Source organism: Flavobacterium caseinilyticum, from assembly GCF_004349085.1.
In the GTDB taxonomy this organism is placed as follows: domain Bacteria; phylum Bacteroidota; class Bacteroidia; order Flavobacteriales; family Flavobacteriaceae; genus Flavobacterium; species Flavobacterium caseinilyticum.
Genome location: NZ_SMFM01000008.1, coordinates 106,585 through 133,551, shown reverse-complemented (window position 1 = coordinate 133,551; position 26,967 = coordinate 106,585). Strand labels below are relative to the sequence as shown.

17 protein-coding genes are annotated in these 26,967 nt (G+C 34.4%); 2 read left to right on the top strand and 15 right to left on the bottom strand.

Annotated features, from left to right (window positions below; translation table 11 throughout):
- Positions 1–97: 97 nt before the first annotated feature.
- From E0F89_RS14535 to panB, 9 genes are all read right to left on the bottom strand, one after another.
- Entirely contained in the window at positions 98–805 is a 708-nt protein-coding gene (locus E0F89_RS14535) for a hypothetical protein (RefSeq protein ID WP_131910500.1), read from the bottom strand.
- Positions 806–1,171: 366 nt separating this feature from the next.
- Entirely contained in the window at positions 1,172–2,461 is a 1,290-nt protein-coding gene (locus E0F89_RS14530; protein ID WP_131910499.1) for a DEAD/DEAH box helicase, read from the bottom strand.
- 167 nt (positions 2,462–2,628) lie between these two features.
- Positions 2,629–3,489 carry a KPN_02809 family neutral zinc metallopeptidase gene (gene ypfJ, locus E0F89_RS14525; protein WP_131910498.1) on the bottom strand — a complete coding sequence of 287 codons (861 nt, stop codon included), beginning with the start codon at positions 3,487–3,489 and terminating at the stop codon, positions 2,629–2,631.
- Positions 3,490–3,571: 82 nt separating this feature from the next.
- Positions 3,572–7,063: a PAS domain S-box protein gene (locus tag E0F89_RS14520; RefSeq protein ID WP_165930044.1), complete on the bottom strand. Its 3,492-nt coding sequence runs from the start codon at positions 7,061–7,063 to the stop codon at positions 3,572–3,574.
- 659 nt (positions 7,064–7,722) lie between these two features.
- Positions 7,723–8,505 (bottom strand): hypothetical protein, encoded by a 783-nt coding sequence (locus E0F89_RS14515; protein WP_131910496.1) that lies wholly within the window; start codon positions 8,503–8,505, stop codon positions 7,723–7,725.
- Positions 8,506–8,525: 20 nt separating this feature from the next.
- Entirely contained in the window at positions 8,526–9,263 is a 738-nt protein-coding gene (locus tag E0F89_RS14510) for a nitroreductase family protein (protein ID WP_131910495.1), read from the bottom strand.
- Positions 9,254–10,582 carry an aldehyde dehydrogenase gene (locus E0F89_RS14505; RefSeq protein ID WP_131910494.1) on the bottom strand — a complete coding sequence of 443 codons (1,329 nt, stop codon included), beginning with the start codon at positions 10,580–10,582 and terminating at the stop codon, positions 9,254–9,256. The genes E0F89_RS14510 and E0F89_RS14505 overlap by 10 nt, the downstream gene beginning before the upstream one ends.
- A 158-nt stretch (positions 10,583–10,740) precedes the next feature.
- Positions 10,741–11,430 (bottom strand): RluA family pseudouridine synthase, encoded by a 690-nt coding sequence (locus tag E0F89_RS14500; RefSeq protein ID WP_131910493.1) that lies wholly within the window; start codon positions 11,428–11,430, stop codon positions 10,741–10,743.
- A 31-nt stretch (positions 11,431–11,461) separates the two neighbouring features.
- Positions 11,462–12,280 (bottom strand): 3-methyl-2-oxobutanoate hydroxymethyltransferase, encoded by an 819-nt coding sequence (panB, locus tag E0F89_RS14495; protein ID WP_131910492.1) that lies wholly within the window; start codon positions 12,278–12,280, stop codon positions 11,462–11,464.
- Between the two features lie 102 nt (positions 12,281–12,382).
- Here panB and E0F89_RS14490 point away from each other — a divergent pair, with 102 nt between their 5' ends.
- The gene (locus E0F89_RS14490; RefSeq protein WP_131910491.1) at positions 12,383–12,826 is read left to right on the top strand and encodes a Cif family virulence factor; all 444 of its coding nucleotides are present in this window, start codon (positions 12,383–12,385) and stop codon (positions 12,824–12,826) included.
- Between the two features lie 91 nt (positions 12,827–12,917).
- On the opposite strand, the gene E0F89_RS17175 is transcribed toward E0F89_RS14490, so the two are convergent.
- On the bottom strand, positions 12,918–13,088 hold the full coding sequence (locus E0F89_RS17175; protein ID WP_165930043.1) for an EGFR-like transmembrane domain-containing protein: 171 nt from the start codon (positions 13,086–13,088) through the stop codon (positions 12,918–12,920).
- Between the two features lie 86 nt (positions 13,089–13,174).
- Positions 13,175–14,602: an L-serine ammonia-lyase gene (locus E0F89_RS14485; RefSeq protein ID WP_131910490.1), complete on the bottom strand. Its 1,428-nt coding sequence runs from the start codon at positions 14,600–14,602 to the stop codon at positions 13,175–13,177.
- Positions 14,603–14,998: 396 nt separating this feature from the next.
- Here E0F89_RS14485 and E0F89_RS14480 point away from each other — a divergent pair, with 396 nt between their 5' ends.
- Positions 14,999–15,310 carry a heavy metal-binding domain-containing protein gene (locus E0F89_RS14480; protein ID WP_131910489.1) on the top strand — a complete coding sequence of 104 codons (312 nt, stop codon included), beginning with the start codon at positions 14,999–15,001 and terminating at the stop codon, positions 15,308–15,310.
- Between the two features lie 137 nt (positions 15,311–15,447).
- On the opposite strand, the gene tamL is transcribed toward E0F89_RS14480, so the two are convergent.
- The 4 genes from tamL to E0F89_RS14460 form a co-directional block, all read right to left on the bottom strand.
- Entirely contained in the window at positions 15,448–17,742 is a 2,295-nt protein-coding gene (gene tamL / locus E0F89_RS14475; RefSeq protein WP_131910488.1) for a translocation and assembly module lipoprotein TamL, read from the bottom strand.
- A gap of 94 nt (positions 17,743–17,836) precedes the next feature.
- On the bottom strand, positions 17,837–22,810 hold the full coding sequence (locus E0F89_RS14470; protein ID WP_131910487.1) for a translocation/assembly module TamB domain-containing protein: 4,974 nt from the start codon (positions 22,808–22,810) through the stop codon (positions 17,837–17,839).
- A gap of 167 nt (positions 22,811–22,977) precedes the next feature.
- Positions 22,978–24,660, bottom strand: a complete 1,683-nt coding sequence (locus E0F89_RS14465; RefSeq protein WP_131910486.1) for a Na/Pi cotransporter family protein — start codon at positions 24,658–24,660, stop codon at positions 22,978–22,980.
- A 388-nt stretch (positions 24,661–25,048) separates the two neighbouring features.
- The gene (locus E0F89_RS14460) at positions 25,049–26,515 is read right to left on the bottom strand and encodes a glycoside hydrolase family 130 protein (RefSeq protein ID WP_131910485.1); all 1,467 of its coding nucleotides are present in this window, start codon (positions 26,513–26,515) and stop codon (positions 25,049–25,051) included.
- Between the last annotated feature and the right edge of the window lie 452 nt (positions 26,516–26,967).

Sequence of the window (26,967 nt, the reverse complement as noted above, 5' to 3'; positions counted from 1 at the left end):
AAAAGATTTCAGATTTTTGATTAACGATTTTTGATTTCAGATATTTAACCTCTGCATAATCGATAATCCGATTGCTAGCGGGGCGCTGGCTTTTTATTTATTTTCGTAACATTAATTTTGTTAAATCGATCTTTCCGCACAGAATTTCTTTATCGTTAACTCTATAAAATAAATTTTGCCCTTTTAAGCTAAATCCTGTTCGCAAAGTTCCGCCTACTCCATGATTAGAGACAGTCACAACATAAAAAGCACTTGAAACTTTTGGATTAATAGTTCTTTTTAACGAGGACGATTTATGACGATTATTATCTAAAAAAGATTTTATTGTCAGACCGTAATCATTCAAGGGTTCTTTATCAATTGTCATTGTGTCGGAAGGAAGAAGTAATTTCATATAGTTGCCCGATGAAGATGGAATCTCAAATGAATCTAAAGGAAAATCAATTGTCAATTCAATAGGATTAATTGTATTATTGGTTATGCGAGTCCAAAATACAGCATAAGCATATTTCTTACCATTGGGATCAGTGTAGTTTATTCCACTTTTTGGAAAGCTGTTTTGTATTATTAGGCGTGCGCCGTTAGACTCAGTATATTCATATTTAGTGTAAAAATTATTTTCATTATGCTTAGCCGATAACTTTTTAGTTTGGACATTTTTTTCCAAATATAAAGTTTTAATATCAACAGTGTTTGGTGTTGATTCACTGCCTTGTTTACAGGAAAAAAGTCCTGTTATTGCCAAAAATAATATTAATATTCTTCTCTTCATTTTTTTTAGTAAACCTATTTTAGGTCGATACATTTTTTAAGCTTGTGCACAACTTGCATATGTATGACAAAATCATACAAAGCAACCCAATTTAGGGTAGATATGTATGACAATGGTCATACTATTAACTTCAAATATATTTATTTTTTCTTACAAATCATTTGGCAATTGTAAATTTATAAAATCTATTTGTAAAATGATATTGTGAAAGTAAAAACGCTCTAAATAGCCCCGATTACTTCACTTAGCTTTTATTTTAAGTGGAGTTCAGTGAACTACGTTTGAAATGAAAAACCTAGTAAGAGCTATTGTTCAGCTCTCACTAGGTTTGTAATGTATAGCGGGAAATACGTTCTGAAAAAACGAAATCATTCTGCTCCTAAAAAAGAATAAAATTTATTATCTGTTAGAACGTCTGTCATTACTTTGACTCGGACGTCTTGGACCAAAACTGTTATTGCTGCTTCGGTTTGTGGTTTCTGTTTTTGGTTTTCGTGGAGTTGAATCGCGTTGTTGTCTTCCTTGTCCTTGTTTGATTGGTTCTTTGGAAGCGTTAGGATCGGGTTCGAAACCTTTGATGTTTTCTTTAGGCAAATTCAAACCTACTAATTTTTCTATATCACGCAAAAAGACCGTTTCATCCGGACTGAATAACGAAATAGCTTCACCATTGGCACCAGCTCTTCCTGTACGACCAATTCGGTGAACGTAATCTTCAGGGATATTAGGCAATTCAAAATTGACCACATGCGGTAACAATGGAATATCCAGACCTCTGGCCGCGATATCCGTAGCGACTAAAGCGGTTAGGCTTCCGTCTTTGAAACCCGCCAAGGCTTTGGTTCGTGCGCCCTGACCTTTATTTCCGTGAATGGCAGCTGCTTTGATTCCGGCACTAATCATGCTTTCTGTCAGTTTATTGGCGCCTTGTTTGGTACGGGTAAAAACCAAAATCTGTTTCCAGTTTCCTTCTGTAATCAATTTAATGATCAGTTCCGTTTTTTTCTCTTTCGCAACAGGATATATTATTTGAGTAATAGCATCGACGGTGGTATTTTCCGGCGTAGCTTCAACGTGAACGGGATGGTGTAAAATGCCCATCGCCAATTTCTTGATGTCTGTTGAGAAGGTTGCCGAAAACATTAAGTTTTGCCTTTTTGAAGGCAATACTTTTATAATGCGCTCAATGTCTCGTACAAATCCCATGTCTAACATACGGTCTGCTTCATCTAAAACCAAGATTTCAACTTTGGCAAGTGATATTAAACCTTGGTTTTGCAAATCGATTAATCGACCTGGAGTGGCGACTAAAATATCGACACCCTGACGCAATTGTGTAACTTGAGGATTTTGGTTTACACCTCCAAAAATAACGGTGCTTTTTAAGTCTAAAAACACACTGTACTCTTTGATATTAGCCAATATTTGTGCGGCTAATTCTCTTGTTGGAGTTAATATTAAAGCTCGAATAGGTCTTTGTCTTAAGTTCTGACCCTGCGATAACAGTTGTAAAATAGGTAGTGTAAAACCGGCTGTTTTTCCTGTTCCTGTTTGTGCGGATGCTAAAACATCTTTACCTTCTAATATTGGGGGAATTGCTTTTTGTTGTATTGGAGAAGGAGTTGTATATCCTTTTTTGCTGATGGCTTTAAGTAAAGCATCAGATAAACCTAATGAGTTAAATGACATAAATGGTGTTTATAAAGTAAACACTATAATTTAGGTTACTTTTTTAATTGGGCGCAAAGGTACAGTTAATTTTCCGATGTGCTTTTGATTGCCGCGATTTGTTTAAATGTAAGTACAAAAAAAATCGGGAATATATCCCGATTTTTAAATTCTTATTGCTTTTTGATTTATCTTATTTCTGCAAAAGTATCACCTTGAGTAATGTCTCCTGATTTATACCCTTTCAAAAACCAAGCTTTTCGTTGTGCCGAAGTTCCGTGTGTAAAGGATTCGGGAACAATGTGTCCTTGAATTTTAGCTTGAATCGCATCATCACCAACCGCATGTGCCGCACTTAAAGCTTCGTCGATATCACCTTCTTCCAAGAAATTATTCATCTTTTGATTGTAATGCGTCCAAACGCCCGCATAAAAATCAGCTTGTAATTCTAGAGCAACTGATAATTTATTGGCTTCGGCCTGGCTTTTACCTTGTTGCATCTGTCTCATTTTAGCGGAAGTTCCTAACAAGGTTTGTACGTGGTGTCCAATTTCGTGAGCAATTACGTAAGCTGTAGCAAAATCGCCTCCTTGTGCACCAAATTTAGTTTTCAGTTCCTCAAAAAATGTTAAATCCATGTATACTTTTTGGTCAGCCGGACAATAAAAAGGTCCTGAAGCAGATGTGGCATTACCGCACTCTGTTTCTACAGCTTCGCTAAATAGTACTAAGTTTGGTCTTTCATACTGCATGTTATTTTCTTGAAATATTTTTGCCCATACATCTTCAGTATCTACTAATATGGCTTCAATGAACTTGCCTTCTGCAACTTCGTCAGCTGTTAAGGCTCTCTGTTCAGTTGGAGCGCCATTTCCTTGACCCATTTGTTCCAAAATCGGTGTAAGCATTTGGACATTTTCTCCACCAAAAGTGTTTAGTAACAAGATAATAATCCCAATAATCCCACCTCCTACAATTGTTTTTCCTCCAGAGGACATCCCTCTTCGGTCTTCAAAATTTTCACTTGAACGTCTGCCACTCCATTTCATATTCTACTTTTTTAGTTGTTAATTGTCTTTAATTATATAAAATTACATTAATTAAAACGATAAACAATCGTTTCTAAATTGCTTAGTTTACCCATTTTAAAAATGTTTCATCAACAATTCCCTTAATTATTGGTTTCGGTATATAATCATTCATACCAGCTTTCAGACATTTTTCTTTTTCTTCTTTTTCGGTACCCGCAGTGATTGCAATTATAGGTACATTTTTACCAGATATTAATTTCCTTATCTTTTCAGTGGCTTCATAGCCGTTCATCACTGGCATTTGGATATCCATGAAAATGATATCCGGATTAATTGCTTCAAACTGCTCCACAGCTTGCTGCCCGTTTACAACTTCGAAAATAGTAGCATCTACAGGTAGATTTTTGATTATCGTTTTAAGCAAAAGCATATTTACTTTGTTGTCTTCCACAATCAGCACGGTAACTTTTTTCGCCTTATTTTTCGTTTTCACAACTTTATAATTAATAGAATCAAAATCTGTATCAAAAAGGCTAATTGTGTTTGGAGCTTCGTTGCTAGTTTTCAGTTCCAAATCAAAATAGAAAGTACTGCCTAAATCTACTGTACTATCCAATTGTAGATGGCTATTCATCAAGCCTAACAATTGGTTCGAAATCGTTAAACCCAATCCTGTTCCTCCAAATTTTCTCGTTGTTGAGCTGTCTTCTTGCGAGAATGCCCGAAATATTTTCTTTTTATTTTCCTCCAAAATTCCAATTCCGGTATCAATAACCGCAAAGCGGATTTTCGCATTGCAATCATCTATTTTATTGATGACTGAGATTTCTAATTTTATCGAACCTTTCTCCGTAAATTTTACGGCATTGGCCAAAAGATTAATCAAAATTTGCTTCAGTCGAACGCTGTCCAGCCAAAAATATCTCGGAATATCAGCTGCAATATTCAGTTCCAGCTTTAATTTCTTTTGATTTGATTCGTAGAAAATCAAATCGATAACCTGAATCAGCATCTCATTAATATCATATTTTTCAAGGTACAAATCCAGTTTGCCTGCTTCAATTTTTGAGAAATCAAGAATGTCATTGATAATGTCTAGCAAGGAGTGTGCCGATTGGCTTACTGTTGTCATATATTTCTGCTGAGTAATTCCGAGGTTCGTTTTCATTAACAAATCAGTGAACCCGATAATTCCATTCAAAGGTGTTCTTATTTCATGACTCATATTAGCCAGAAATTCAGATTTTGCTTTGTTGGCAGCCTCTGCCAATTCCTTTTCCTGAACAACAGATTCGGTTTGTTTTCTTTCGGTAATATCAATAAAAATTCCTTCTAAGAACACAATTTTTCCATTTTTATATATGGTGTCACCAAATTCTTCCACCCATACAATACTATTGTTTTTATGTATAATTCTGTAAATTAAATGAATGGGACTTTTTTCATTTATTGAATTCTTTTGCGCATTAATGGTACTCATTTTATCATCGGGATGAATTAAATCAATGAATGATAATTTATTGGTAAGAAAATCCGCTTTTGGATAACCAGTTAGCTTTTCAACTTCGTCGTTAATATAAATCTTAGTGTTATTTTCATCGTAATTTGATAAATAAACTGTTCCCGGAATATTATTAGCCAGTAATCTAAATTTCTCTTCACTTTCATAAATAGCTGTCTCGTTTTGAATGCGCTCAATAGAGGACGAAATATTGCTGGCTAATGTTTGTAAAATATTAACCTCATCATCAGACCATTTTTTTTCGTTCTGCGTGTCATCAAAACCCAAAAAACCGTGAAATTTGTTTCTGACAAAAATTGGAAAAAGAATAATCGATACAACCTCAAGATTATTCAATTTATTTTTAACAGAAAGATTTTCAATTTTTGGTATTATTGCCTCGTAAATTTTATTGTTCAATAGCGGGGACAATAAATCTTCAAAAAATGAATGTGGCAGATTTTGAAGTTTAACATTGTTTTCCGTTAAGTAAATATTATTAATGATCCAACGGTATTTTTGACTTATTAATCCCGTTTTTTCATCATTTTCATAATAATAGGCGCGGTGCGATTTGGTGGCTTTTCCCATAATAATAAGAACATCCGAAAATATATCCGTAATGTCATTGCTATTCAGTAATTTCTCCGTGCAACGTGCCATTGCGGACAACAGCTCACTTTTGTATTCTAATTTCTTTTCGGTCTCATAACGACTGTGAGAAATCATAGTCAGCGATATAATATCCGAAATAGATCTGGCGAAAATAATATCGTCGTTATCCCAAGAACGCTGTTTTTTTACTGTTTCAAAGCTGATGGTTCCCGATAAATCACCATTAATAAAAATAGGAATGTCGAGTTGTGATTTGATATCATTTTTCAAGAAATAGCTTTCTACAAATTCTGATAATTCCCATTTATTGAAGACGTCCGGAGCGCTAATTTGTGTTTTATTTTTTATCGATTCAAAGTATATGGGATAGTTTGTTTTTTCTAAAACAAAACCTTTGCGATACGAGTTGGTATCTAAATCGAATAAATTTTCGCAGGTTATTAAATCTTCTGAATATTTCCAATAACTTACCCGATTACAATTAGAAACTTTAGCAGCGGTTTCGATTATTTGCATCAAGCTTGCATCCAAATTTTTGTAATTACTGAAGTTTGTCGTGGATAATTGTTTAATCACCGTGTTGTACTTTTCTACTTTTTCCTGACGTAATGTATTTTCAACTTCTATATCTTTAAATTTGGTGATATCTCTTGCTATACCGGAATATCCTACTATTTTCCCTAATTCATTTTTGCGAATAATTACTTTTTGGGAAATCCATAATGCTTCACCATTCTTCTTTAATAAAGGAATTTCAGTAGCGGGAAAATTTTCATTGTTTGTAACTAAATTGAGGTAAAAATCATTAATCTTATCACTGTAATCCGTTCTGATAAATTCTGAAAAATAACGCGATAGAAATTCATTTTCCGAGTAGCCTAGAGTATTTATACTAAAATTATTGACAAATGTGAACTTGCCATAGGTATCTAATTCAAATATAAGATCGACGGCATTTTCAACCAGATCTTTATATTGATTCTGAACATGAATTTCATTGGTCACATCCTGGCCAATCCCAATAATTAAATCATCGGAAAATCTTTTATCGTTCCATTGAATGTGTTTATATTCTCCATTTTGACATTTTAGTTTCCGTGTAAAAATTCGGTCATCTTTGAATTTAGTTTGGTATTCTTCACCATAAAATTCTGTATCCTCAGTGACTTTCCAATATCCCAATCCCATAATTTCCTGTACTGAGTAGCCCAGAATAGTTTTTACATTTTCGCTGCAAAACACAATTTCACCCTTTCGGTTTGTAGCCAGAATAAGCGAGTTTCCTTTATTAATAATTTGGTTATTAAAACGCGTTTCGATTTCAACATTTAATAACGAAATGTAATTAATGTAATTGATAATCAATATAATAGCTGAATATACAGCAAGTGCAATATTAGTTTTTAATGGCACCAATTCTAATAAATAAATAACGACGTAGAATGTAAAAACCGACGTTACAAAATACCAGTACAATTTTCGGGGTTTTAAAATGCTGTAAGAAAAGAAAAAACTAACAATAAAACCTACAATAGGGATAGTATCACCGGGAGAATATATTAGATTTCTGCAAATAAAACAAAAATAGAGTAGAAATAAAGTGATGAATATTGCTTTAATATTTTTAAAAATAAAGCTATTTTTAGTACTTAGATAATAAAGTAGAAGTAAAAAGAACCCAATGCTGCAATTGGGAATTAATAAACTGATAGGTCTAATTTTAAAAATCTCAAAGACAATTTCAATGGAAGGAAGTATGATACCCAAAAAAAGGAGATAAAGTTGGTATTCTTTGTTTTTGCCAACTGTTTCGGCACCATTTTTTAATAATGTACTCTTTAACGCAGATTTTATTTTATAAACCTCGTAGATTAAGAATATAAATAGAATTGGTATTATAATCAGTAAAAGATTATTCCACGTAAAAAAAATAAAATCCCAAAATAAAATAAATTTTGGGTTGAAAATAGTCAGTAGGCTACAGTACAACACCATAGAAAAATTTTTATTAAGTTTTGAAAGAGTAGATTTGGGTTACTATCTTTTTGGTGGTCAATGTAGGGAAAAATTTCAAATAAAAACCAAGACAGAACAGAATTTCTATCTTGGTTTTTATTTTAAAAAAAAAATATTTTCTAGATTTTTTCTTCAAATTCATCTTCACTTTCAAATCCGATTATTTCGTTGTACATAGCGTAATATAACGAGTACATAAATGGAATGGTAAAGACGATTCCAATACAACATCCAATGAATCCTACCATCGTTGCTATGATTCCTACAACAAATAATCCCAATAAAATAGCAGGTTGTTTAGAAACAATTATGATACTGGTTTGTATCGCTTCGATAGCTTTTAGATTTCCGAAAATAATTAACGGAATCATGAAAAGGGTGAATAATGTTACCGTAATCGAAACAATTGCATTAATAAATGGAATTTGGGCATAATTAATAACCGATGACAGCACTGAAGTCAAAACCGATATCAGGAATGTTGCGGTAAATAGTTCCTTGAAATAGGGTGCTTTGTAGTACTGGAACATCGTTGCTACATGAAATTCTTCGTCTCTTTCAGCGCAGTACGCCATTTTTATCAGTCCGGCCGTTAACGGACTTAATAAAGCAGTTACTACTACGGAGATTGCTGATAAAATCAACAGAAAATTTAAACTTAAATCCTCCGGTTTTAAATTTTCAGGTTTTAAAAATTCTAAAACCACAGCTCCGCCAAAAATGGCCATCAATATTCCGATTGCAAAGATACTGAACAGAATAAAAAAGACAAAAATGATTAAACCGCCGTACAGCGCAATTTTTTTGTAATTTCCAAAGGCGTGGTTGAAAACATTTCCAAAATCTAAGGCGTACCCATTTTTTTTAATTTCGTCAATTCGGTATTGTACAGTTTTATTCATTTGATTTAATAATTGGTTGGTTATATTTTAAAATAGGTTTCTTCAAAAGGGATTCGGAATCGTTCTCCATAAATACCATTTTCGTCTCTAATTCCGCAGCCTAAAATCATATTTATTTCTGCGGAAGCGGGCAAATGTAATATTTTTTTAATTCTCAGCGAATCAAAACCTTCCATTGGACACGTATCGTAATTTATGGCTGCCATGCTGATCATAAAATTCTGTGCGGCAAGTCCCGCACTTTTGTGGGCTACGATTCGCATATCGCTTTGTCGAGCCTGTCTGTAAATGGGTTTGAATAGACCAATGACTTGAAAAACAAGGAATTTTAGCATTCCAATAATTCCTAAAAAATCAAAATACAGTGTTGGAATAATTTTCTGATAATAATTTAAAGCGAATTTTTCTCTTTTTGAATATTCTGCTGCCGGTTTATTGCCATATTGCGTTTTCAGATAATCAATATTCGATTCTACTCTTTTGCGCCACAAATCTTTCCTCGCTACAACAACGACTAATTGTTGTGCTGTTTTTGCTGCATTCTGGTCAAAACTGGCTTTGGCTATTTTTTGTATGATTTCCGGAGATACTATATGATAAAATTCCCAAAGTTGCATATTACTGCTTGTGGGCGCCAGCATTGCTAATTGAATGCATTCTTTTACTTTTTCCGTATCAATAGCTTCATCTTTAAAAACCCGGACAGAGCGTCGGTATTTTATGGCCTCGCTTACTGTTTTTTCATTGGTTACAACCATTTTAATACTTTTTGAATAGTTTTCAATTTGTCTTTATACGGTGCATAACGCAACGGTAAATCAAGCCATGTTCCTCTTTTTACAATCGATTTTTTGTGTGAAAAAATATCAAAACTCAATTTTCCATGATACGCTCCCATACCGGAATTTCCAACACCTCCAAAAGGCAGGCGATTGTTAACCAAGTGAACTACCGTGTCATTGATGCAGCCGCCACCAAAAGAATATTTTTGCAGCACTTCATCGATAAAAGATTTGTTTTGGGAAAATAAATATAGTGATAACGGTTTTTCGAAGCTCGAAATAATTTTATCAATGTCAGCTTTCGATTGATAGGACAGTATTGGAAGTATTGGTCCGAAAATTTCTTCCTTCATCACTAAACTATCCATTTTTGGTTCGTCAAGTAAAGTAGGAGCGAGGTATAACGAATCTCTATTTGATTGTCCTCCAAAAAGTATTTTCTGATTTTCCAATAAACTCAATTGACGTTGCCAGTTTTTCAAGTTGATGATTCTTGCAAAATCCGGAGATTCTTCAGGATTTGTTCCAAGTGCTTTTTCGATTTCCTGAATCAGGAATTTCACGAAAACAGCTTTCATTTTATGGTGTACCAAAATATAATCTGGAGCCACACAGGTTTGTCCGGCGTTTATGATTTTCCCCCAAACAATGCGTCGGGCACTTAATTCTAAATTGGCTGTTTCATCAACAATGCAAGGGCTTTTTCCTCCCAGTTCCAGTGTTACTGGCGTTAGGTTTTCGGCAGCAGCTTTTGCCACTATTTTTCCAACAGCGACACTTCCTGTAAAGAAAATATAATCCCAGCGTTTACTTAACAAATTTGCAGCAATGGTGGCGTCTCCAGTAATGACCACAACATCTTTCACGGGAAAAGTTTCAGTAATTATTTTCGCTATAATATTCGAAGTATTCGGTGTTAGTTCAGATGGTTTTAAAGTCACTTTATTCCCTGCGGCAACAGCGGCAACAAGTGGACATAAAGCCAATTGAAACGGATAATTCCACGGAGAAAGGATTAAAACATTACCGTAAGGTTCACTGTATATATAATCTGAGGAAGGGAAATTTAAAAAGGTTGCCATAACTTTCTTTGGCTTAGCCCAAGAATCAATGTTTTTTATGGTCTCTTTCAAGTCACTGATGACGTAGTTAGTTTCAGTTAAAACGGCTTCAAAAGCTGGTTTTTTAAAATCATCGTACAACGCTTTAATAATTGCATCTTCATGTTTTGTGATGACGTGTAATAATTTTTTAAGAGATTCTTTTCGTGATTTTATATCGGTTTTGTAATTCATAAGATGATTTTAAATTAAAATTACATAATTATTATTTTAATCCAACTTTCTATGCAAGCTAAAGAATAAAAAAAAACAGGATTTTATTCCTGTTTTGTATGGTATAAGTCTGTAAAGTATTGTTTTTGTTACCATTTTAATTAAAAAACAGGAAAGTATTAGACTGCATTCCAAATCACATCATCTGGTGTTGGTGCGATGATTTCTATATTTTCTTTGGTAACAGGATGTAGAAAAACCAATTTTCGGGCGTGCAAATGAATTCCTCCATCCGGATTGCTTCGGTCAAACCCATATTTCAAATCGCCTTTTATCGGTGATCCAATCGCCGAAAGCTGTGCCCTGATTTGATGGTGCCTGCCCGTATGAAGATTGATTTCCAATGCAAAATAATTGTTGAGTTCTTGAATGATTTTATAATCTAAACTGGCTATTTTACTATCAGGAACTTCTTTTAAATGTGCTTTTGATGTGTTATTTTTTTTGTTTCTTTTTATAAAATGAACCAATTTGTCTTCAGAATTTGCAGGTTTGTTTTTCACGATACACCAATACGTTTTTTGAGTTTCACGGTTACTGAACAACTCATTCATTCTTGTCAACGCTTTACTGGTTCGGGCAAAAACGACTATTCCGGTTGTTGGTCGGTCTAAACGGTGTACGACGCCCAGAAATACTTCTCCGGGTTTGTTATACTTATCTTTAATGTATTCTTTTACCACATCAGATAGTGGTTTATCGCCGGTTTTATCACCTTGCACAATATCGCCTACGCGCTTGTTAATCACAATAAGATGATTGTCTTCGTGAAGAATTTGCAGGTTATTTTTATTGGAAACTATTTTCATTTTTCAATTCCCCTTTAGGGGGTTAGGGGGCTTAATATTGTTCACTTGAATTAGGAAAATCTCTGGATTTCACATCGGAAACATATTGACCGATAGCTGTTGTCATTTCGTCGTATAAATTCATGTATCTTCTCAAGAAACGCGGATTAAATTCATTGTTCATTCCCAACATGTCATGAATTACCAAAACTTGTCCATCAACTCCGCCACCAGCACCAATTCCAATTACCGGAATCGAAATGCTTTGAGCTACTTTTTCGGCTAAATGGGCCGGAATTTTTTCCAAAACCAATGCAAAACAACCTAGTCTTTCCAACAATTTAGCATCTTCTATTAGTTTATGCGCTTCCTCTTCTTCTTTGGCACGAACGGTATAAGTTCCAAATTTATAAATAGATTGCGGGGTTAAACCCAAATGTCCCATCACTGGAATTCCTGCATTTAATATTTTCTTGATAGAATCTTTAATTTCTTTTCCGCCTTCCAATTTCACGGCATGTCCACCGCTTTCTTTCATAATTCGGATAGCAGAACGCAACGCTTCTTTAGGATCTGACTGGTAACTTCCAAAAGGCAAATCTACCACAACCAAAGCTCTTTCTATTGCTCTCACTACAGAGGAAGCGTGATAAATCATTTGGTCCAATGTAATTGGCAACGTTGTTTCATGACCAGCCATCACATTCGAAGCAGAATCACCAACAAGAATTACATCAATTCCGGCAGTATCAACGATTTTTGCCATGGTGTAATCGTATGCGGTAAGCATAGAAATTTTCTCTCCATTGGCTTTCATTTCAATCAGTGATTTTGTAGTAATCCTTTTATAATCTTTTTTAGCGACAGACATATTTGTTATTTTAAGATCGTAAAGGTAATAAAATGTATATTTTTAACTCAAAAATGTAACAGTAATGTTTTTTAAGGACCCAATTTATTAAAAAAAGTAATTATGCGTAAAATACTAATAGTGATAGTCTTATTTTCATCGTCATATTCTCAAGCTCAAAATCAAGAAATTCAAAAGGTAATTGAAACTTTTTTTGAGGCATTTCATGCCAAAGATACTTTGAAACTACAGACACTTTGTGATGAAACAATGATTTTACAATCTATTAATGAGAATGCAAAAGGCACTCGATTATCCAATGAAAAGCCCGAAGTTTTTTTTAAATCGATAGCTTCTATTCCTGCCGAAATAAAGTTTCAGGAAAAAATTCTGAGTTACTCCATCCAAGTCGATGGAAGCATGGCGCACGCCTGGACACCTTATGAGTTTTACGTCAATGGTAAATTAAGTCACAAAGGAGTGAATGCTTTTACGCTTTTTAAGAAAGATACTCCCGAAAATTCGGGATGGAAAATCGTTCATTTAATTGATACGAGAAGAAAGTAGTTTTTGATTCTCATTTAATGAAATATTCTATTTTGTTGCACGAAAAATGAAATGATTTATAAAGGTTTTTAAGAAACGGAAACCATATAAATCAATACGTATCGTCATTCAAATCTGACTCTTCTTCATCTGCTTTCTTGAAATCATTGTTTAAAAAATCGGTATATTTTTTTTGTTCTTTTTGATTTTTTATTATCAGAAATACAATTAAAATGAGCGCAAAAATGATTACAATTCCAACTACTATCCAATTAATTTTCATTTTATTTTTCTTTTAAAATAGAGAATAAATCTACTGTAAATAGTTGAATTTTAGATTGTCAGTGTTTTAAATTTGTGTTATGAAATTTAACAATCCGCCATATTCACGGCAATGGCTAATCCGCCCTCAGATGTTTCTTTGTATTTATTATTCATGTCTTTGGCCGTTTGCCACATCGTGTCTACCACTTTGTCCAAAGGCACTTTTGCATTTTTAGGGTCGGTTTCCAAGGCTAATTCAGCGGCATTTATGGCTTTTATGGCACCCATTGTATTTCGTTCAATACACGGAATCTGAACCAGACCGCCGATAGGATCACAAGTCAGTCCCAAGTGATGTTCCATCGCAATTTCGGCAGCCATCAAAACCTGTTCGGGAGTTCCGCCCATCAATTCGCATAAAGCCGCGGCTGCCATCGAGGATGAAACGCCTATTTCTGCCTGACAACCGCCCATTGCTGCGGAAATGGTAGAACCTTTCTTGAAAATACTACCTATTTCTCCGGCAACCATCAGGAATTGTTTGATTTCTTTTTCTCCGGCGTTGTGGTTTTCAATCACTAAATAATACATTAAAACAGCAGGAATTACACCTGCGCTTCCGTTTGTTGGAGCAGTAACCACACGACCTAAAGCAGCGTTTACTTCATTTACCGCAAGGGCAAAACAAGAAACCCATTTCAGTATTTGGCGAAATTTAACTTCTGTTTTTCTGATTTCTTCAAGCCAGGTTTGTGGCGAATCATAATTGGCTAAACCGATGAGGTTTTGGTGCATATCAAAAGCACGACGACGCACGTTTAATCCTCCTGGAAGAATCCCTTCGGAATGGCAACCTATGTACATGCATTCGAGCATTGTTTTCCAAATACGCACTAATTCATGATCGATAACAGCTTCGGTACGCATCGATTTTTCGTTTTCATAAACGATTTCTGATATAGATTTATTCTCTTTTTTGCAAAAATCTAATAGTTCAACTGCTTTCTCAATTGGATAAGGAAAAGCACATTTAATTTTTATTTTCTTCTTGGCGTTGATGCGTTCTTCTTTGACTACAAATCCGCCACCAATTGAATAAAAGGTAGAAATATATTCGCTGTCATCCGTCATATACGCGGTAAAAGTCATTCCATTGGCATGAAAAGGAAGAAAGTTTTTATTGAAAACAATGTCTTGGAGGAAATAAAAAGGAATTGGTTTTTCGTTTCCTAAATTGATTTCGTTTTTAGATTCAATGGATTTGATAATAGCATCAATATTTTCCACGGGAATGTATTCCGGATCTTGTCCGCTCAAACCCAGCATTACGGCCAAATCCGTTGCGTGACCTTTTCCTGTTAAGGAAAGGGAACCGTATAAATCTATTTTTACCCGATTTACAGCAGCAAGTAATTTTTCGTTTCTTAATTCACCAAGAAAGCGTTCGGCTGCTCTCCAAGGTCCAAGAGTATGTGAACTTGAAGGTCCAACACCAATTTTTAGCATATCAAAAACGGAGATACATTCTTCCATCTATAGTGTCAATTTTGTTGGTTGCAAATATAATAGAATGTTTAAACGATAAACGTTAAATTAAATTATTAATGATTCTTTTAAAACAAAAGTCTCGCTAAAGAAAATAGACTTTAATCGAAAAAGATTTTCACGTAATAATTATTTGATATTTTGATGTTGCAGAAATTAACAAATACTTTTAAATTATAAATTTAACTATTTATAACTTTGTTATCGAATTGGTTATATAATACTTTTTAAGGGATTAATTTAAAATTGGCAGTACAGTGTTGTTACAAGTATGTAACGAAGTTCTGGGAACATCACGTTCATTGAAGGAGGAAAATAAAAAAATCTCTATCCTAAATTATGAATAAAATGATAAAAGAGTTAATTAATTTAAATTGAATTAAAATGAAAAATATAGTTTCAATACTATTAACGATTGCATTTGCATGGACCGGATTTGCACAAGTGGTTGAAAATAAAAATCCTGAAAAATTAGTGAAGGAAAAAAGGCTTTTTATATGCCCGATGCATCAGGAAATGATGATGGACACTCGGGGGAAGTGCTCTAAATGTGCAATGGAATTAACAGAAACAGTTGATATAAAAAAAGCATATTGTCCCAATTGCAAGGACGAATTCTATATCAAAGAAGGAAAATGCCTTAAGTGTAGCAAAAAAATTATAAAAGATTCTAGAAAAGGCAATCAGAAAAAATAAATAGATTTTGGGATACTAGATAGTATTTAAATTTAAACTCCGAAAGTATCTACGATGCTTTCGGAGTTTTCACATTCAAAATAAACAGTTCAACTATTTATTAATCTAAAATCGAATCCAGATCAACGACGAGATTTTTAAAAAGGATAACCAATAGCCAAGTTAAAAACTAAATTTTCTCTTCTCCAAGGACTACTTCCAAAATTAATTTTATCTAATACCCAACGCTCCCCGTCCGGTAAATAAGGTTTACGAATTGGGAATGCCAAATCAGTTCTAAGCACTAAGAAAGAAAAATCAAAACGCAGTCCGGCTCCGGCACCAACGGCCATTTCGCTCCAGAATTTTTTCGAAAATTTAGCACCGGGCTTATCGGAATTTTCGTTTAATAACCAAATGTTTCCGGCATCGACAAATAACGCACCTTTTACCAAACCGTAAATTTTAGCGCGGTATTCCGTATTGAATTCCAATTTAATGTCTCCGGATTGATCTGGTAAAAAAGCACTTGTATTTACTGCTGCGCCATCAAAACTTCCAGGTCCGATGGAGCGAGCTCTGAATGCTCTTAAGCTATTAGTTCCGCCAATAAAAAACTGTTTAATAAACGGTATTTCAGCTGAATTGCCGTAAGCAAATCCGGCGCCGGCAATAATTCTACTAGCGATTTCTGAATCAGGACCCAATTTATAATAATGTCTAAAATCGTTTTCTAACTTAATAAATTGGCTAAAGGGAACATTAAAGAGTTTAATGGTATCACCTTTTCGAATATTTGCTCCAGTAACTAAACCGGCTACGTTTCCTGCCAGATCTATTGTGCCTTTGTAGTAAAAAGTGTTTTTCTTTCTCCGCTCCAAAGTATTAGTAAAGGTAAAAGAGTACGTTGGTCCAAAGATTAATTGTTTCTCGATTACTTTGCCCAACGAGGGATTTGCCAGAATTTGCTCCTGATATAAGGGAGTCACATTTTGCGGACTGGCATAAGTGATTTCAGTGATATTAAATAAGTGTTCTTTTTGCTCACTTTCTTTCCATAAATAACCAAAAGAACCTTTGAATGTTTGTAGCGAATATAATTTGATTCTGTTTTGGAATTCATAGCCTAGTGTAGCTTTTGTTTTTGGAACAAAGCCACCGGGAGGATTCAGTTTAAAAGGACTAACTAATCTTGGCCATACTAAATTTGCCTCGGAGCCAAAACGATATACATTGAATCCTTTATTCTGGCCAGAAACCTGAACTTCGACACCTCCAAAACCTGTAATCGTTAACAGTTCAGCCCCTCTAAAAGCATTTCGATTGCTCCAGTTTAAATTTAATTCTGTTCCAGTATAATTGGCAGAATTGGTTTTAGCCAATAGCTCCAGACGAATTGATTTTTTGGGTAATGGTGTGAGGTAATAATAGGCGTCCAGATAATTGCCTATTGTATCAGAAATCCTAAATTGATTTTTCACGAATTTGAAAGTTCCCATGTTCACCAATCGATTCAGCGATAAATTATGGTCCGCACGATTGTATAAATCCTCTTTTTGGAAGTACAACGCTCGGTCAAAAATTCGGGGTTTGAATAAATTTTCAGGATCAATGATGGTAAAATCATTGTATTTTTTGATAGAATCCATCGTGTTTTTCACACTGTCCATTCCGATGGAGTAATTTGGATATACAATGATTTTATTGATTTTATACTGGGTTTCTGCCTGTTGCGGAGTTTCGTCCTTAACTTTTACTATAAGATCAACTTGGTGATCTGCAACAGTACTGTCTACCTGTACTTTGAGATAATCAGGATTAAAAAAAAAGAATCCTTTTTCTTTCAATCTGGAGTCAATCCGGGTTCTTTCTAATTTGATTGCATCAAGGCTGTAGCCCTGGTCTTTTTTCAGCAGACTTCTGCGACTCGTATTGCGAACTGCAGTGCTAATCAGCGAAGAATCTGTTGGAAAAATTACATCTCTAATTGTATATTGTTTTCCTGTCGTTACGATATATTCTGCGCTTGCTTTTTTTCCGTTTCGGGTAGAATCGGCTTCACTTTTTGTTTGGAAATACCCACTATTTTCGGTAAAGTTTTGTAAGACGCTTTTGCTGTATTCTAAATCGACTTGGCTGTAGAGAACCGGTGGTTCACCTACTTTGGTTTTTAACCAATGGCGCCATCCTTTTTCTTTTTTTGGCGTACCAGCCAAATTATAGATTAACAATTTAGGTTTCAAACCCAGAAAAGAGGAATTCGGTTTTGGTCTAAGAATGCTTTTTAATGCTGTTTTTAATGCTTTTTTTTCTTTTTTAGAGGTTTCGTCTCCTTCTACTTTCACAGTTGCACCAGTATACAGAAGTTCGCCCTCAGGTAAGTATTTTGTATTGCTGCACGACCAGGCAAACAATGCAAAAAAAAGAAAATATAATAAGTGCTTCTTATTCATTCGTTTTATTATTTATTAGAAACAGTAAAAAATTAAGCTTGATTAAGAAAATAAACTCATCAAATTTCGTATTCCACTAGTGTTTCAAAAATGTTTATTTATTTTTTTTAGCTTCTTTGCGTGCTTTACTTTTTGCAAACAATTCCCTGAATTTATTGTAATCCATAGTAATTATGAAGGCGATACCGGTTTCAACTACTTCGCCTTGCAACGCTACTTGATATTTGTTCAGTCTGTACACTCGCATTCTATATCTTCCGTCTTTTGAAATTTGATAATCCAAAGAAACATCACCAGCAATATTATTTGCATTTTGATTAACTTGTTGCGGACCTTCTATGCCAAAACTACTTCCCACAGTGACTTTCAATCGGTCATTCAGCAATTTCTTGGAAACACCCACGCTCAATTCTGTTTTGTTTTCGCGCTGGCCTGTCGTGTAATCATCAGAGGTATTCAAATCAAAATTAAGGTCTACCCCTTCTATTAAATCACCGGCAAGATTATTTAACTGCTGCGATAAAATTTTACTGGCACTTTCTCTGGCCAGTGAAGAAACATTTGTTCCTCCTGTTTGACTGGCGAAAGGGTTTTCACCAATAAAGCGATTTAGCAGAAGTAAGGCAAAAACCTGTTTGTTCATCTCATCCGGTTGCTGGCGCAGTTGCGTCAATTTAGCTTGAGTAGTATTGATGATTTCAGTTGAAACGCTATTATTTCCATCAGGCAGCACGATATCAAAAGAAATGATTGGTTTTAATAACTCGCCAGTCATTTTTAATCCGGTTTCAAAAGGAATTTTTTGCTTATAGGTATTTCTCACTTGTGCAGTGACACTTCCTAACTGGTCATTCACTAAATCAATTGGCGCAGCTTCAGTTTTATAGATGGCGGTAATGTTTATGTTGGCGGTTGTCGGTTCTCCGGTCCATAGAATGTAACTGCCTTTTTTGATATCAAATTTCCTTTTTATGGAATTAAAATTCATCTCATAACTACCCTCGGATAATTCATATCTTCCTGTTAAAGTTGTTTTTCCGGAAGGATCAATTCCACCGTTTAATTGGGCTTCTCCTTTTAATTTTAAGAAATCCCCGTTTGCTTTATCAATAACTAAGGATAATTCGGCTTCTTTAGCTATTTCAATATTTACCGAAGCATTTATTCCTCTAATCGCGGATTCGCTGCTGAATTCATCAACAACAACAGTTTGTACTACCTGCGGATTATCTTGATCAATGAATTCCACAATTCCTTCTCTAGCGGCAACTGACGGATCAGACTGCGGTATAACAACTGTAAATTTAGTGTCTTCATTGATTTTGATACTTCCTTCAACAACGGGATTGTCAAGATTCCCTGATATTTTTAGATGATTGTCTAAATATAATTCGCCGTAATACAATTTATTATCTTTGGCCGTTGAATTAATCGCTTTAAAATTATCAGCATCCAACGCTAAATCAAAACCGAAATTCCTAAAATTCTTACTGTTTATTTTTCCGTTGATTGTTAAATCATTTTCCATTTCATCTTTGATGATAAAATTATCGAAAAGGATAGCATCGCCAGTAAATACAATTTTATCATTTAATGACATGAACTTTGAATTGAGCTGGGTTGCCGTGAAACCAATGTCATTAAATTGTAATTCTCCAGCCACTTTAGGCTGAGAAGTATTTCCGGTTATTTTGAAATCCCCTGTAAAAAAACCGGTACTTTCTTTTAAATTATCCAAAGTAAAACCCTGAATACTCTTAAGGTTCAATTTGCGGATCGCCAGATTCATATCAAAACTGCTGTCGGTTGTTTTGTAATTTCCGTCTAAATTAACGTCATTTCCTTGGCCTGTAATAGCAACAACTGCATCATATCTATTAGCAATTGCATTGTTTACTTTTACGCTAATGTTACCGACCGTGTCTTTTTTGAAAGTAAAGTTTTCAATATTTAAATCGGCAGTAAAAAGCGGAGTGGACGTTACATTTTTAACTAATGCATTTCCATTGATTTTACCACTTAATTGTAAATCATTTTTTTCAACCATACTAGTAATGGTCTTGATGTCGAAGTCAGTGAAATCAATTGTTATTGGCGCATTGACAGACTTGTTTTGTGATTGTATCCGGATGCTGCTTCCATCTTTACTCAGGTCGAAATTATCGGCGTAAATTCCTTTGTTGCCAAAAATAATTAAATTATCCTGTGCTATTTTCCAAGATTCATAGTTCAGCAATAAATTATTCGGGCCAAGGCTTAGTTCGTTATTTCCATTTACTGCCTTCAGCGTTCCGGTTATCAAATAACGTTCTACATCTTTTGCATCTTTCAGCTGCACGGTATAATCCAAAAGATTTTTTGCCATTTTTCCAGTAATGCTAGTGTGTGGCAGCTCAAATTCTTTGTTTTGAATATCGTCTACAATAAAGCTGTAAACCAACGCATTATCTTGAGTGTCTACTTTTAAAGTAGCATTTGTAATGGTATTTGCACCATAAATTAACTTCGGAACACTGCCGTTCAAAACAATAGAGTCATTAACAGAATTATATCGTCCATCAATGTTGATAGGCTCCAAGCTTTTCAATTCTGGAATCAGTTTTAATAAAATGGGACTATCTTTTATGCCAATTATAAACGCAAATTCCTGCTTTCCAACGATTTTTTTTCTGGAATATGGATCGCTGTCATAATACTTGGCAACAGAATTTGTTACTGCTGTTGCTATTTGGGACAATTTATATTTCCCAATTACTTCCGCGTCCATAAATGGGGATTTCAGTACTAATGTATTCTTTTCTGAAGTTGATGTTGCAACCACATTAATGGAGTCAATCACAAATTGTCCTGCTTCATTAGTAATACTTATAGAATTTGCCCGCATTGTTCCGTTGAGGTAATCTAAATTCGCTGATTGAATGTCAGCATCGACAACGCCTCTTATTTTCATTGGACCGGCATGTAGATTCAGTTTTTCTAAATCAGCAATATCCACATTAAGTTTTAATTTACCAGTTGGGTATTTGTCTTTAAAACTTCCGTTACTGACTAAGTCAAATTTTAAATTTGGATCATTTGCCAAAGCGGTCGCATTGAAATTTCCATTGCGGATATTCCCTTTTACGCTCAGATTTTGATAGGTATATTTATTATAATAGGCTTTTTGAATCGTTCCATTCAATGAAACCGTAGCTGTTTTGAGATCAGTTCCATTGCCTTTTACTGTAGCTTTTGCGGTGACTTTTCCAACTGCATTATTTTTAATGAATTTTCCTAAATCAAAATTAGTAAGTTCCGTCTGTGCATCAAACTTATCGTTATTTTTTACTCTACGATCGTAGTTTCCTTTTATTTTTGCATTTCCAAAACTACTTACCAGATTCATATTAGTATAAAAATTGGTGATCGTACCTTTAAAAGTTCCCACTGCTGTGAAATTCTGCGGGAGTTGAATTGAAGTAGGAATAGTTCCCGCAGGCAAAATTCCATTGAGATCCTTTGAACCCGATTGTAGTTGCTTAACATTCAAATCAAAGTAGGCTTTATCAGAATCGGGTAAACCGATAATCCTGCCGCTTGTCACTACTTTTGTTGTTCCAATACCACTGATTTCAATATTTGGAATTGAAAAATTCTTTAATTTTCCCGTTATACGTCCATTTACCCGCAAAATAGCATTGGGATAACTCATGAACGGATTGGTTTTTACTAAAATGGGAGCAAAGAGCAAAATGTCTTTAATACCCAATTTACTTTTTTTCAGATTAGCGGTAATACCTAATTCACCCGGATTTTTAGACAGCGATTCAATCGAAGGATATCCGATCAGAATTTCATCCCTCAATTCTGTTTGAGGTGTTTTTAAATACAAATTTTTGAAGAAAGCATTTTTTTTACCGTAGAAAAAATCAGCGGTAAAGGACTGAATGTTTAAACCGCTTTTATCCTGAAAGGTTAATGAATTTGCCTCTCCTGAGATATTGTCAGAACTATAATGAAAAGCGTCAACATCTAAGTTTAATTTTGTGAAAGTTAAGTGGTTGTAATCGATTCCGTCTGGGATTGTAACCGCATTATTATTGTCAAAACTGAAACTAACGCGTTTAAAATTGGTTTTATTTACTTTTACCTCCCAAGTATTTCCTTCCGCAGCGACTTCTTTAATTATATTTCTTTTGTCAATTTTTCCAAAAGCCAATGCTGCTTCTGCACCTGTAAGATTTATGCTTTCCAGTAAAAGTAATTTGTTGTTAAGGTCAATTTTATCAATTTTAGCTAACAATTTTTTTAAATAAAAAGTAGCAGATAACTTGGTTTCATCACTTTGATAATCAAAATCGATTTTTGAGAGATCAATTTCGCCCAGTTTTAATTTTAGAATGGATTCCGGAGCATTTATAGCCGCAGCAACTTCAGTTTTTTTGGATAATTCGACAACACCCTGCTTTAATCTGAATTTTAAACCATTAATTTTAGCTTTGGGAATTTCGAAATTCATTTTGTCTAAATCAAAGGTTTTGATTTTAGTATCAAAATGATTTAAATTAGCATAAACCTCGTTTTTTGTAACGAAATCATTGTATCTAAATTGGATTCGATCCAGCTCAATTTCTTCAACTGAAAATTGCATCGGTGGTGAATCGCTCTTCTGTTTTTCAGGCGAAGCAAAAGCTTTTACAATATATTCAAAATTAAAAATTGCGTTTGAGTCTCTATTCAGATGAGCAGTGATTCCTTCCAGTTGCAGGGAATTTATTTCGATTTTATTGTTTAGCAATTTCAATAAACTGATGTTGACCGCTAATTTTTTTCCAGCAAAAAGGGTGTCTTTTTTTTGATCTTCAAAGTAAACTCCTTCAAGAATTACTTTTTTTGGAAGTCCAATTTCCAGTCTGTCAATCGTAACTTTAGTTTTGATTTTTCCCTCTAGGTACGTTACTGCTTTTCCTCTAGCATAATTCTGCACCGAAGGAATCTGAATAATGACAACAAGAAGTAAGAATAATAGAATTAGGGATCCTATTATCCAAAGGAAAATTTTTAAACCCTTCTTTAAATATGTTTTCAAATGATACGTTTTTTTTGGTTAAAAATAACCAATTTAAATCACAATTGCAATTTTAGGTATAAACGGAAATATCTGCAAAGGTTGAAAATTGGAAGTGTAATACCTTATAAAATTTGAAAATAATGTTGTAAAATTTTTGGTTACAAGAATGGTCTTCCCGCGTTTATTTAGGTTTTATAAATTGGAATTTCATTAAAATTTTCGGCTTGTTTTTCATCTAAGTCAATTTCTTTTATGGCCATGAGCAACGCCTTATTAGAGGTAAAAAGTTCCCTGTTAAAGTTGATAACTGTAGTGATATCGATATTCTCAATTGCTGCATTTTGTGCCTCAGTGTAAAAATTATTTAGGGCACTGCTGTAATTTTGCTGAATAGCATCAAAAATTTCCTGTAGCTGTTCAAAATTGGCTTTTTTATTTAAACCAAGATAATTATCTAACTTGATGTATAGATTTTCAATTTCTTTTTTGTGGTGCATGAAAAAATTGTGCTTAATATCTTTAGATGATTCCCGCAGATTTTTGATATTAGTTCCAATGTCTTTAACACTTTTCACGGAGTGCATCGCGCTGCGAACGGCAGAAATCATCTGGTTAAGTTCCGCTTGCTGCTGGTCTTGTAATTTTGCTCTCAATTTTAGATAAAAAGCCTGAAGTTCACCTTGCAGTTGTTTGAGAAATTCATATTTTTCGTCTTTGGTTTGAGACAAAAAAATCTTAGTCCCACTTACTTCTTTAAACTCACTGTTTTCCTCAAGTGATTTTGTTTCAATATCAAATAACTCGAGATTATGCAGCATTGAATTATGGATAAAATAAATGGTTTCTCTCTGAAATAAATCTAGTGCAGTTTCGGTTTCAGCGATAGAGGCATGGCTAATAAAAGCTGTAATCGAACCATCGGTATTTTTAAAAAAGCGTTCTAAAAATTTAGTAAATAAATCGAGAAGAGGAAGGAAAACGATGATGGCAAGAAGGTTGATCAGTGTCGAAAATGATACCAATCCAATGAGCGGATCTTTGATTTTTATGATATCCGTTATCAGATATAATATTGGTTTCAGCAATGCAAAGACAATTACAGTAATACATATATTGAACAGTAAGTTGCCAAGTGCCACTCGTTTTTTAGTGGCATTTCCACCAATTGCGCTTACGATAATTTTAATGATGGTGCCTGTTTCACCGCCCAACACAATTGCGGCAGCCATGGGAAAGTCAATAGCTCCAACATGGAGTGCGCTTAGAGTAAGTATCATGGTTACCGAACTGGACTGCAAAATTAAGGTGACTAAAAAACCTAGAAATAGAAAAGCGATTAACGGCATATCGGAATATTGCGAGAAATCAACGTGCTGTACCTGTGATTCCATCGCCGTTTTCATGAAGGAAAGGCCAATGAACATCAGGCCAAATCCCAAAAGAAAATAGGCTAAATATTTTGTAGTTTTTCGATTCCCAAACATAATCAGAAGAAAGCCACCCACACAAACCGCAGGATAGGCAATGATTTCAATATTCGTTTTAAAACCGAGTGTGGCCACAAGCCAGCTGGCAACTGTAGTACCTAAATTAGCTCCGAGAATGATAGCCATCGCATTTTTCATAGTAAATACACCCGCACCCACAAATGCCAGAACCATTAATGAAACCATCGAGCTGCTTTGAAGAATTGCAGTTATTATCGTCCCACCTGCTACTGCACCAATATTGTTCTTGGTTATTTTTTGTAAAAAAAGTTTAAAACTTCTTCCGGAGAGATTCTTTAGGGAGACCTCGACCAAATAGATGGCAAATAGGAACAAACCTATTCCGGCTGAGAGTTTTAATATTGAGTTTAGGATTTCCATAAGTTTGAAGATGTTTAAATTTTATAGGTGACGATTTTCCAAAGAATTACATCTTCTGTTTTAACGGAAATAAAATGATGAAAATTATTTTGATGCGTAATTGCAAAACTACAACCTTTTTAAGGATTTTACTGTCGTTTTCTTTAAAGTAAGAAAGGGAATGTCATAGGTCAGACAGCATTTTTTCCAAGTTAAAAAATCTTAATTTTTTAATGGAATGAAAATGAGAAGCGGAAAGATTAGAATGCAATTTTTAGATTTTTTATCGCTGAGTGTCTTTGTTTGAAAAAGTGAGATAAGAAATATAATGTTGGAAAATTCAAATAAAACGTACAGCTTACTTATAGCTGTTTAATCCAAAAAACAAAAGAGATTTATTTAAAAAAAATCATTTACTTTTCTTCAAAGCATCCATTAATTCCAGCATATCCACAGTTGCATAAGTAGAGGAATAGTCAGATACAGCATAGGGCAAAATTAAGGTGTTGTTGTGAATAATCGAACCGCAAGAATACACCACATTCGGAACATACCCTTCGCGTTCATCTTCCAATGGTGATAACAAGGGTTCTTTTAGTCTTCCAATTTCCTTTGAAGGATCATCAAGATCAAACAGTGAAGCTCCCAAACAATATCGTCTCATTGCACCTACGCCATGAGTTATGACCAGCCAACCTTCTTCGGTCCAAAGTGGCGATCCACAATTACCAATTTGTGTAAATTCCCATGGATAGCGAGGTTCTTGAATCATAACAGGGTTGTTCCATTGGTTGGCTCTGTCAGAATACATCAGGTAATTGTTTACACCATCAATTCTTGAAAGCATTGCAAACTCCCCTTTTATTTTTTTTGGAAATAAAGCCAGGTTTTTATTTTGAGCTCCGGCTCCTTGCAAAGGCATAACGCGAAAGGTGTAAAAATCTTCAGTAGCAATCAATTTTGGAAGAATCGTGTGACCGTTGTAAGCGGTATAAGTTCCAATTATTTTTTCGGATTTATCATCATCTGTAAAGCGAACGAAACGCGCATCTTCAATACCGCGACTCTCAGAATCGGAAATCGGAAATATGACTCGTTCAGTGATGTCGGAATCATGTTTAAACTGAATATCATAAAAGGAATCCGCCAACCAGAGAATTTCTTCGAGTGAAGTTCTTCGCTCCAGACTAATCTTTTCATCACTTAAAGCTTTCAATACTAAATTTTTCAAGGCAGAATATTCAAATTCATCAGGTAAATCCTTAGTTATAGTAATAAAGTATTTATCAGGCGTATGCATCTCTGCCAATTTCATTATAAATCTATTTTTGTTGAATATTTTTTTGTGCACAATCTCTGCTTTATCAATGTTGTCACCAACTTTTATCATGTGAAGATCGTTATTCTTATCCAGTACTCCTCTTCTAAATACAATAGAGGAGATATGACCTTCCCCAGTAGCCCGGAAAGAAATAATAACACGCTTTTGTCCCTTCTCTAAACTAGACTGGTCGAAATCTTCAACGATTGATGGGTTGAAAAAGGCTGCAGATTCTATCGCATATTCCATGGTGCAATAGGAGCCGATAAGCATTTTACGTTCAACTGACAGGTCATCATAATTGATTTGCATTGCTTCAATTAGTCCCTTGATTTTTTCACAATGTCTAAAAAATATGTTTGAAATATTCCGATGTCTTCTGGCAAATTCACGAAGGGTATGTTCTAAGGTTTCGGCCACCTGTTTTTCATTCATCATCATGATATGGCTCACCATTTTTTGGGTTCTTTGATCGCCATTCATAAAATACCTTGTGACAACCCTGCTGCAATCAGGGGTAAATTGTACATTTTTTCGAACGACAGGAACTCGCATAGATTTATTTTTAAATTATAATAAAACAAGTACGCTTTTAAAGTATCGATTTGCTACTGAAGAACACAAAATTGCCATTGAAAGTAATTTTCCAGAATCATTTTGGTGAGCTCCAGGTTTTAAATTATTTCAGAAAGTATCGCTTTACGAAGTTCGAAAGCTTTAATGGTTAAACTTTTTAGAAACTTTAATCAAAATTACAAAAAAATAAATAAAATGATGTAAAGATATGGTTCACAGTTAAAATGCTTTTTTTGCAGAACTGAATATTAAGTTTTAAGGAAACTAATTTTAGATAATGAATTTGATGAGCACCACTTATATAATTATCAAAAAAGGAGCTCGTTTTAAAAGTCAAAATTGTGAAAACAAATTCTAGTACATCGCTTATTTGGAATATAAATTTCATGCTTAATATTAAATAGGCACGGAAGTAACATTTTTTTTATTGC

Bases quoted from the DNA above. Each gene is read 5' to 3' on its own strand.
- tamL (WP_131910488.1), bottom strand. From the start codon at position 17,742: ATGAATAAGAAGCACTTATTATATTTTCTTTTTTTTGCATTGTTTGCC.
- panB (WP_131910492.1), bottom strand. From the start codon at position 12,280: ATGTCTGTCGCTAAAAAAGATTATAAAAGGATTACTACAAAATCACTG.
- E0F89_RS14485 (WP_131910490.1), bottom strand. From the start codon at position 14,602: ATGGAAGAATGTATCTCCGTTTTTGATATGCTAAAAATTGGTGTTGGA.
- E0F89_RS14460 (WP_131910485.1), bottom strand. From the start codon at position 26,515: ATGCGAGTTCCTGTCGTTCGAAAAAATGTACAATTTACCCCTGATTGC.
- ypfJ (WP_131910498.1), bottom strand. From the start codon at position 3,489: ATGAAATGGAGTGGCAGACGTTCAAGTGAAAATTTTGAAGACCGAAGA.
- E0F89_RS14535 (WP_131910500.1), bottom strand. From the start codon at position 805: ATGTATCGACCTAAAATAGGTTTACTAAAAAAAATGAAGAGAAGAATA.
- E0F89_RS14505 (WP_131910494.1), bottom strand. From the start codon at position 10,582: ATGAATTACAAAACCGATATAAAATCACGAAAAGAATCTCTTAAAAAA.
- E0F89_RS14480 (WP_131910489.1), top strand. From the start codon at position 14,999: ATGAAAAATATAGTTTCAATACTATTAACGATTGCATTTGCATGGACC.
- E0F89_RS14500 (WP_131910493.1), bottom strand. From the start codon at position 11,430: ATGAAAATAGTTTCCAATAAAAATAACCTGCAAATTCTTCACGAAGAC.
- E0F89_RS17175 (WP_165930043.1), bottom strand. From the start codon at position 13,088: ATGAAAATTAATTGGATAGTAGTTGGAATTGTAATCATTTTTGCGCTC.
- E0F89_RS14465 (WP_131910486.1), bottom strand. From the start codon at position 24,660: ATGGAAATCCTAAACTCAATATTAAAACTCTCAGCCGGAATAGGTTTG.
- E0F89_RS14490 (WP_131910491.1), top strand. From the start codon at position 12,383: ATGCGTAAAATACTAATAGTGATAGTCTTATTTTCATCGTCATATTCT.
- E0F89_RS14530 (WP_131910499.1), bottom strand. From the start codon at position 2,461: ATGTCATTTAACTCATTAGGTTTATCTGATGCTTTACTTAAAGCCATC.
- E0F89_RS14510 (WP_131910495.1), bottom strand. From the start codon at position 9,263: ATGGTTGTAACCAATGAAAAAACAGTAAGCGAGGCCATAAAATACCGA.
- E0F89_RS14515 (WP_131910496.1), bottom strand. From the start codon at position 8,505: ATGAATAAAACTGTACAATACCGAATTGACGAAATTAAAAAAAATGGG.